Source organism: Amaricoccus sp. (assembly GCF_017995835.1).
GTDB lineage: Bacteria > Pseudomonadota > Alphaproteobacteria > Rhodobacterales > Rhodobacteraceae > Amaricoccus.
The window spans coordinates 1-8818 of the sequence record NZ_JAGOID010000112.1 but is presented as its reverse complement, the minus strand read 5'-3'; the positions used below and the strand labels follow the sequence as shown (position 1 = coordinate 8818).

Below are 8818 nucleotides of genomic sequence, written 5' to 3'. Positions count from 1 at the left end.
CTCGGCGACCGCCTCCGCATCCCCGGCGCACCCACCATTCCCGCCTTGGATCACCTCATCCGCCAAGCCGCCCTCGCGTAGAGCCGCCCGGCCTTTTGCTCCGGCTACATCTATCACGCGTGTTAGCCCGTGCTGCGCCGGGTGGCCTGGTAGACTCGCCGGTATTATCTGGCTGGAACGCGGCTGGAACCGGGCTGGAATCCGGCTTGCCACTTTTTCAGGATTCGACAGGGCTTCGGCGCGCGCGGCGCCCGGTCGCTGGCGTCGGGCGCCCCCGAAACGAAGAACCTCCGCCGGCGCGCCGGCGGAGGTTCGGTTCCGTGCCGTTCGGGCGACGGCGTCCGTCAGGCGGCGATGAGGCCCATCTGCTCCAGCTTGAGGATGACCTGCTGGGCGCAGTAGTCGACGTCGAGATTCTCGGTGTCGAGCCGCAGCTCCGGGTTCTCCGGCATGTCGTAGGGGTCGGAGATGCCGGTGAACTCCTTGATCTTGCCTTCGCGGGCGAGCTTGTAGAGACCCTTGCGATCGCGCTTCTCGCATTCCTCGATCGTGGTCGCGACATGGACCTCGACGAAGGCGCCGAAGGCCTCGATCTCCTCGCGCACGGCGCGGCGCGTGGCCGCGTAGGGCGCGATCGGCGCGCAGATGGCGATGCCGCCGTTCTTGGTGATCTCCGACGCCACGTAGCCGATGCGGCGGATGTTGATGTCGCGGTGCTCCTTGGAGAAGCCGAGCTCGCTCGACAGGTGCTTGCGCACCAGATCGCCGTCGAGCAGCGTCACCGGGCGGCCGCCCATCTCCATCAGCTTGACCATCAGCGCGTTGGCGATCGTCGACTTGCCCGAGCCGGAGAAGCCGGTGAAGAACACGGTGAAGCCCTGCTTCGCCCGCGCCGGCTTGGTGCGGCGCAGCTCGCCGACGACGGCGGGGAAGGAGAACCAGTCCGGGATCTCCAGACCTTCCTGGAGGCGGCGGCGCAGCTCGGTGCCGGAGATGTCGAGGATGGTCTCGCCCTCGGCCACCTCGTCGCGCGGCTCGTACTGGGCTTTCTCCTGCACGTAGACCATCTGCTTGAAGTCGACCATCTCGAGGCCGATCTCGGCCTGGAGCGAGCCGAAGAGCTCCTGGGCGTCGTAGGGGCCGTAGAAGTCCTTGCCCTGGCTGTTCTTGCCCGGGCCGGCGTGGTCGCGGCCGACGATCATGTGCGTGCAACCGTGGTTGCGCCGGATGATGCCGTGCCACACCGCCTCGCGCGGGCCGCCCATGCGCATCGCGAGGCCGAGGAGCGACAGCGTGGTGGTCGAGGCCGGGTACTGGTCGAGCACCGCCTCGTAGCAGCGCACCCGGGTGAAGTGGTCGATGTCGCCGGGCTTGGTCATGCCGACGGAGGGATGGATCAGCAGGTTCGCCTGCGCCTCGCGCGCGGCGCGGAAGGTCAGTTCCTGATGGGCGCGGTGCAGCGGGTTGCGGGTCTGGAAGGCGACGATCCGCCGCCAGCCGAGCTTGCGGAAGTAGGCGCGCAGCTCGTTCGGGGTGTTGCGACGGGCGCGGAAGTCATAGTGGACGGGCGCCTGGATGCCGGTGATCGGGCCGCCGAGATAGACCGGGCCGGCCTTGTGGTGCAGGTAGTTCACCGCCGGGTGGGCGATGTCGTCGGCGCCGAAGACCCCCTCGGCCTCGCGCGACTTGTCCGGCGACCACTTGTCGGTGATCGACAGGATGGCGAGGATGACGCCCTCGGGGTCGCGCAGCGCGATGTCCTGGCCCGGCTCGACCTTGGCGGCGAAGGCCTCGGAGACGTCGAGCGTGATCGGCATCGGCCACAGCGTGCCGTCGGCGAGCCGCATCTCGCTGACGACGCCGTTGTAGTCCGCCTCGCCGAGGAAGCCCTTGAGCGGGAAGAAGCCGCCGTTCATCAGGAGCTCGAGGTCGCAGACCTGCCGCTGGGTGAGATCCCAGGAGACCAGCTCCCCCGCCTCGACCTTCAGCTTGGCCGCGCTGTCGTAGGAAACATAGAGTTCCGGAATCGGGGCGAGGTTGGACGCAGGCGGGGCCGGATACCTCACGAAGGATTCGACAGGCTTCTTGGCGGAGGGGGAACTGGACGCGGCCATCAGGGGGCACCTTTACTGGTGATTCGACTGGCCGGGTCGTATCAGCGCCCGCCCCTGCGGTCAAAGCGGGCGGGCCCGATTGGTTTACCTTTTTGCTGCGGCGCCACATGAGCGTCCCCCATCGCGCGCCGGCGCATCTCTGCCGGCCCCGCTCGACGATCAACGCGGTGGCGTCGGCGGCGGCGATGCACGATGCTGGGCTGGCCTGAATCCTCGACCGGACCGCTCTGGAGGATGCCGATGCCTGACCGCCTGCGCGACGAGATCGCCGCGCGGCGCGACGATCTCGTCGCGCTGACCCAGGCGCTGGTCCGCATTCCGACGGTGAACCCGCCGGGCGAGTTCTATCGCGAAGCCTGCGAGCTGGTCGCCGACCGGCTGCGGCCGCAGGGCTTCGACTGCCGCTTCCTCCGGGCCGAGGGCGCGCCCGGCGACAGCGACCGCCATCCGCGCTGGAACCTGCTCGCCCGCCGCGAGGGGGCGCGGCCGGGCCAGTGCGTGCAGTTCAACGGCCATATCGACGTGGTCGAGGCGGGGCAGGGCTGGACGGTCGATCCCTTCGGCGGCGCGCTGATCGATGGCCGGATCTACGGTCGCGGAGCCTGCGACATGAAGGGCGGGCTCGCCGCCGCCATCGTCGCCGTGGAGGCGTTCCTCGCGCTCGTCCCGGACTTCCCGGGCGCGATCGAGATCACCGCCACCGCCGACGAGGAGACCGGCGGCTATGGCGGCGTCGCCTTCCTCGCCGGGCAGGGGCTCTATGCGCGGGTCGATCATGTGATCATTCCCGAGCCGCTCAACAAGGATCGGGTCTGCCTCGGGCACCGCGGCGTCTGGTGGGCGGAGGTCGAGACCTTCGGCCGGATCGCCCACGGCTCGATGCCGTTCCTCGGCGACTGCGCCATCCGCCATATGGGCGCGATCGTCGCCGAGATGGAGGCGACGCTGATCCCGGCGCTGGCGCTGAAGCGCACCGCCATGCCAGTCGTGCCGGAGGGGGCGCGGGCCTCGACCGTCAACATCAACTCGATCCACGGCGGGCAGGCGGAGCAGCCGGCGGGCTCCAGCGGGCTGCCCTCGCCGGTGGTGCCCGACCGCTGCCGCATGGTGATCGACCGCCGCTTCCTCGCCGAGGAGCGGCTCGAGGACGTGAAGGCCGAACTCACCGCCACCATCGAACTCGCCCAGGATCGCCGTCGTTTCCGCGCCGAGGTGCGCGACCTGTTCGAGGTGCAGCCCACCATGACCGACCGGGACGCGCCGGTGGCGGCGGCGCTCGCCAGGGCGGTGGCGCGGGTGCTGGGGCGGGAGGCCGAATTCGTGGTCTCGCCGGGGACCTACGACCAGAAGCATGTTGACCGGATCGGACGGCTCAGCAATTGCGTGGCCTACGGGCCCGGCATACTGGACCTCGCGCACCAACCCGACGAATATGTCGGCGTGGACGACATGCTCGACGCGGCGCTGGTGATGGCGCTCGCCCTCGGCGACCTGCTCGGACATGACCGCGCGTGACCACCCGCCCTTCCATCTGCGGAGACCCTCGATGACTTACCCCCTGTCGGCGCTGGCGCTGGGGCTGGCGCTGCTCGCCGGTCCGGCCTTCGGCCAGGACCACGCCGCGTCGAACGAGATCGTCGTCGGCATGCAGCTCGAGCCGCCGCATCTCGACCCGACGGCGGGGGCGGCGGCGGCGATCGACGAGGTGGTCTACGCCAACGTCTTCGAGGGGCTGACCCGGGTCGGCCCGGACGGCCGCGTCGGGCCGGGCCTCGCCGAGAGCTGGGAGGAGGCGCCGGACGGGCTCTCCTGGGTGTTCCACCTGCGCGACGGCGTCACCTTCCACGACGGCGTGGCCTTCACCGCCGAGGACGTGGCCTTTTCCTTCGACCGCGCCCGCGGCGAGGGCAGCATCAACGCGCAGAAGCAGCTCTTCGACGGCATCAACGACGTCATCGCCATCGACGACACGACCGTCGAGATCGGGCTCGACGCGCCGAAGGGCGACCTGCTCTCCAACCTCGCCTGGGGCGACGCGGTGATCGTCTCGCCGGCGACGGCGGACACGAACAAGACGAATCCCGTGGGCACCGGGCCGTTCCGGTTCTCGAACTGGGTGCAGGGCGACCGGATCGAGCTGGTGAAGAACCCCGACTACTGGGGCGAGCCGGCGAAGCTCGACAAGGTGACGTTCAAGTTCATCTCCGACCCGACGGCGGCCTTCGCGGCGATGATGGCGGGCGACGTCGACGCCTTCCCGGTGTTCCCGGCCCCGGAGAACCTCGCGCAGTTCCAGGCGGACCCGCGCTTTTCGGTGATCGTCGGCACCACCGAGGGCGAGACCATCCTCGCGATGAACAACGCCCGCCAGCCCTTCGACGACATCCGGGTGCGCCGCGCGGTGGCCAAGGCGATCGACAGGCAGGCGATCGTCGACGGGGCGATGTTCGGCTACGGCACGCCGATCGGCAGCCACTTCGCGCCGCACCACCCGGCCTATGTCGATCTGACCGGCGAGAACGCCTACGACATCGAGGGGGCGAAGGCGCTCCTCGCCGCGGCCGGCTATCCGGACGGGTTCGAGACCACGCTGGCGCTGCCGCCGCCGCCCTATGCGCGCCGCGGCGGCGAGATCGTTCAGGCGCAGTTGCGCGCCATCGGCATCGAGGCCGAGATCGTCAACATGGAATGGGCGCAGTGGCTGGAGCAGGTCTTTGGCAACAAGGACTTCGGGATGACCATCGTCAGCCACACCGAGCCGATGGACATCGGCATCTACGCGCGGCCGGACTATTATTTCGGCTCCCGTGATCCGGTGATGGTCGCGCTCGTCGCCGGGCTCGCCGGGATGAGCGACGAGGCCGACCGCAACGCGGTGCTCGGCGCGATGCAGGAGCGGGTGGCCGAGCAGTCGGTCGCGGTGTTCCTGTTCCAGCTCGCCAAGACCGGCGTGGCGGACGCGCGCCTGCGCGGCCTGTGGCAGAACGCGCCGATCCAGGCCGACGACATGACGGCGGTCTACTGGGAGAAGTGACCGGCGACGGGGCCCGGCCAGCGGGGCTCGGCAGCCGGCCCCGCGCCGATGTCCTCGCCCGCCGGCGTGGGCTTCTGCGGGCGGTCTGATACCGGCGAGTCTACCATGCTACCCGGCGCAACACGGGCTAACACGCCTAACACGCGTGATAGATAGGGTAACTAACTGAATACACACGATAAAAATCCTGAAGGTCAAAAAGGTCCGCGAGTCGTTTCATGAGCCCGCCGGTATGACCGGGCCGATGGCCGCGCGCTGGCACGGCCGGTCGCGGGCGCGCCCCCCCCGGCGTCGCGGGCGTCATCGCCGTTCCGCCGCCCGGGACCCCGGGGATGCGACCAAGGTCGCAAGATCCCCACCGCCGACGCCATGGCGCTGATTTCGTTCCAGGATCGACGACGGCAGCCCGCACTTCGCGCCGGGCGGCGCGGGACGGGCGGGCCGGATCGCTGGACAAGCGGCGGGCCCTCGGGCATGCGTGGGAGCAAGGGGACCGCCAAGGTGCGGCCGACGGGGGAGGAAGGATGCGCGCGGAGCGGCCTGTCCGCCATGCCGACCGGGTTCAGCAGGCGATCGCCGGCGACGCGCCGGCGCGGTCGGCGCTGGCCGCATCGTGGCGCCGTTCCTCCGCCCTGCACAAGCTCGACCCCTCGGCCCGCGCCGAGCCGCGCCGGCTGAGCGTGCCGGAGCTTGCCGCGGCGCGCGAGCGGAGCGGCCTCCTGCTGCACGCGGCGCAGGCGAGCCTCGACAGGCTGTTCCAGGCGGTGGGCTCGGTGGGGTGCTGCGTGCTCCTCGCCGACAGCGACGGCGTCCCGGTCGATCGCCGCGGCGCTCCCGGCGACGACGCGAACTTTCGCGACTGGGGCCTCTGGGTCGGTTCGGTCTGGAGCGAGGCGGCCGAGGGCACCAACGGCATCGGCACCTGCATCGTCGAGCAGCGGACGCTCGCCATCCATCGCGACCAGCACTTCCTGACCCGCAACACCGGGCTCAGCTGCGTCACGGCGCCGGTCTTCGACCACGAGGGCCGCCTCGCCGCCGCGCTCGACGTCTCGTCCTGCCGGGCCGACACCACCGAGGCCTTTCTCGGCCTGATCACCGTCGCGGCGCAGGACGCGGCCCGTCGGATCGAGGCCGAGGCGTTCCGCCTGGCCTTCCCCGACGCGCGCATCGTCGTCGCGCCCGGCGCCGGCGCGGCGGCGGGCGGCCTGATCGCCGTCGACGCCGACGACGTGGTGATCGGCGTCAGCCGCGCCGCGCGCCAGTCGCTCGGGATGCCGCCGGCCGGCCCGGCGCGCCCGCGCCCCCTGTCCGACGTTCTCGGCTTCGCGAGCGGCGGCGATCTCGACGACGCCGAGCGCGGCGCCGTGCAGCGCGCCATGGTGCGCGCCGGGGGCAACGCCTCCGCCGCGGCCAGGTCGCTTGGCATCAGCCGCGCCACGCTCTATCGCAAGCTGAACCGGTTCCAGCTGCTCTGACGCCGACGCGATTACCCGTCGCCCGGCAGGGCAGCCGAAAGCGCCTCGCCCCCTCCGCAACCATCGCCATGCGCGGGCGGCATGGCCGCTGACCACGGTCGCGACGGGGCTTGACTGTCTCATTCCTGATACAGCCCGCCCGCTCCGGCTGCTTCGCCCGGGGTGACGCCGGGCGAGTCGCAACGCAACTTCCTTTCACTGCGGACGCATCCGCCGACGCGATTCTGACCGGGAGGATAACCGTGAACAAAGTCGAGTTCTTCCGCGCTGCGAAGTCCCCCTTCGCCACGCGCTATGACAACTTCATCAACGGCGGCTGGGTCGCGCCGAAGTCGGGGCGCTACTTCGACAACACCTCGCCGGTGACCGGGCAGGTCCTGAGCGAGATCGCCCGCTCCGACGCCGCGGACGTCGAGGCCGCGCTCGACGCCGCCCATGCCGCCAAGGAGGCCTGGGGCCGCACCAGCGTCGCCGAGCGCGCCCGCATCCTGAACCGGATCGCCGACCGGATCGAGGAGAACCTCGACCTCCTCGCCCGCGCCGAGACCTGGGACAACGGCAAGCCGATCCGCGAGACCACGGCGGCCGACCTGCCGCTCGCCGTCGACCATTTCCGCTACTTCGCCGGGGCGATCCGGGCGCAGGAGGGGAGCCTCGCCGAGATCGACCACGACACCGTCGCCTACCACTTCCACGAGCCGCTCGGCGTCGTCGGCCAGATCATCCCGTGGAACTTCCCGCTGCTCATGGCCTGCTGGAAGCTCGCCCCGGCGCTCGCGGCCGGCAACTGCGTCGTGCTGAAGCCGGCCGAGCAGACCCCGGGCTCGATCCTCGTGCTGATGGACCTGATCGGCGACCTGCTACCGCCGGGCGTGCTCAACGTGGTGAACGGCTTCGGCCTCGAGGCCGGCAAGCCGCTGGCGTCCAGCCCGCGCATCGCCAAGATCGCCTTCACCGGCGAGACCACGACCGGCCGGCTGATCATGCAGTACGCCAGCCAGAACCTGATCCCGGTGACGCTGGAGCTGGGCGGCAAGAGCCCGAACATCTTCTTCGCCGACGTGGCGGCCGAGGATGACGACTTCTTCGACAAGGCGCTCGAAGGCTTCACGATGTTCGCGCTGAACCAGGGCGAGGTCTGCACCTGCCCCTCCCGCGCGCTCGTCCACGAGTCGATCTACGACCGCTTCATGGAGCGGGCGGTGAAGCGGGTGGAGGCGATCATCCAGGGCGACCCGCTCGACCCGGCGACGATGATCGGCGCGCAGGCGTCGAGCGAGCAGATGGAGAAGATCCTCTCCTACATCGACATCGGCAGGCAGGAAGGCGCGGAAGTCCTGACCGGCGGCGCGCGGGCGACGCTGGCGGGCGATCTCGGCGGCGGCTACTACGTGAAGCCGACGGTGTTCCGCGGCGACAACAGGATGCGGATCTTCCAGGAGGAGATCTTCGGGCCGGTGGTTTCGGTCACCACGTTCAAGGACGACGCCGAGGCGCTCGCCATCGCCAACGACACGCTCTATGGCCTCGGCGCCGGCGTCTGGACCCGGAACGGGAACCGCGCCTACCGGTTCGGCCGGGCGATCCAGGCCGGCCGCGTCTGGACCAACTGCTATCACGCCTATCCGGCCCATGCGGCCTTCGGCGGCTACAAGCAGTCGGGCATCGGCCGCGAGAACCACAAGATGATGCTCGACCACTACCAGCAGACCAAGAACCTGCTGGTCAGCTACAGCCCGAAGAAGCTCGGGTTCTTCTGATACGGCTTCCCCCGGGCCATCCTCCCCCCTGCCCGGGAACCTCCGGGGGCGGCCGCCGCGCCGCCCCTGTTTTGCTTCGAAGGAGGAGATGATGGCGAAAACCACGAAGGCGGCCGTGGTGGGCGCGTTCGGCGGGCCGCTGGCCGGGGTCGCCGCATGAACGCGACCGGGGACGGCCTCGGCAAGGTGACGGCGACGCCGGAGGCGCTGGCGCTTCTCGCCGAGATCGTGGCCGACCACGGTCCGGTGATGTTTCACCAGTCGGGGGGCTGCTGCGACGGGTCCTCGCCGATGTGCTATCCGGAGGGGGGGTTCGTCGTCGGCGACGGCGACGTGCTCCTCGGCCGCATCGGCGGCGCGCCGTTCTGGATCAGCGGGCCGCAATACGAGGTCTGGAAGCACACCGACCTGATCATCGACGTCGTTCCGGGC

The 8818-nt window shown here is 70.3% G+C and carries 6 protein-coding genes; 5 read left to right on the top strand and 1 reads right to left on the bottom strand.

Translation table 11 applies throughout. From position 1 onward, the window contains the following. Positions 1 to 344: 344 nt before the first annotated feature. Complete coding sequence (locus tag KBA23_RS14170) at positions 345 to 2066, bottom strand: bifunctional sulfate adenylyltransferase/adenylylsulfate kinase (protein WP_290742052.1); 1722 nt, start codon at positions 2064 to 2066, stop codon at positions 345 to 347. Positions 2067 to 2348: 282 nt separating this feature from the next. Between KBA23_RS14170 and KBA23_RS14165 the strand changes: the two genes are divergently transcribed. The 5 genes from KBA23_RS14165 to KBA23_RS14145 form a co-directional block, all read left to right on the top strand. Next, positions 2349 to 3629 (top strand): acetylornithine deacetylase/succinyl-diaminopimelate desuccinylase family protein, encoded by a 1281-nt coding sequence (locus tag KBA23_RS14165; protein ID WP_290742049.1) that lies wholly within the window; start codon positions 2349 to 2351, stop codon positions 3627 to 3629. Between the two features lie 31 nt (positions 3630 to 3660). Next, positions 3661 to 5148: an ABC transporter substrate-binding protein gene (locus KBA23_RS14160; protein ID WP_290742046.1), complete on the top strand. Its 1488-nt coding sequence runs from the start codon at positions 3661 to 3663 to the stop codon at positions 5146 to 5148. 524 nt (positions 5149 to 5672) lie between these two features. After that, positions 5673 to 6626 carry a GAF domain-containing protein gene (locus KBA23_RS14155; protein ID WP_290742043.1) on the top strand — a complete coding sequence of 318 codons (954 nt, stop codon included), beginning with the start codon at positions 5673 to 5675 and terminating at the stop codon, positions 6624 to 6626. 242 nt (positions 6627 to 6868) lie between these two features. Continuing rightward, positions 6869 to 8386: an aldehyde dehydrogenase gene (adh, locus tag KBA23_RS14150; protein ID WP_290742040.1), complete on the top strand. Its 1518-nt coding sequence runs from the start codon at positions 6869 to 6871 to the stop codon at positions 8384 to 8386. Between the two features lie 156 nt (positions 8387 to 8542). Beyond that, positions 8543 to 8818: DUF779 domain-containing protein (locus KBA23_RS14145; protein ID WP_290742038.1), on the top strand; the 276-nt coding region annotated here is incomplete at its 3' end.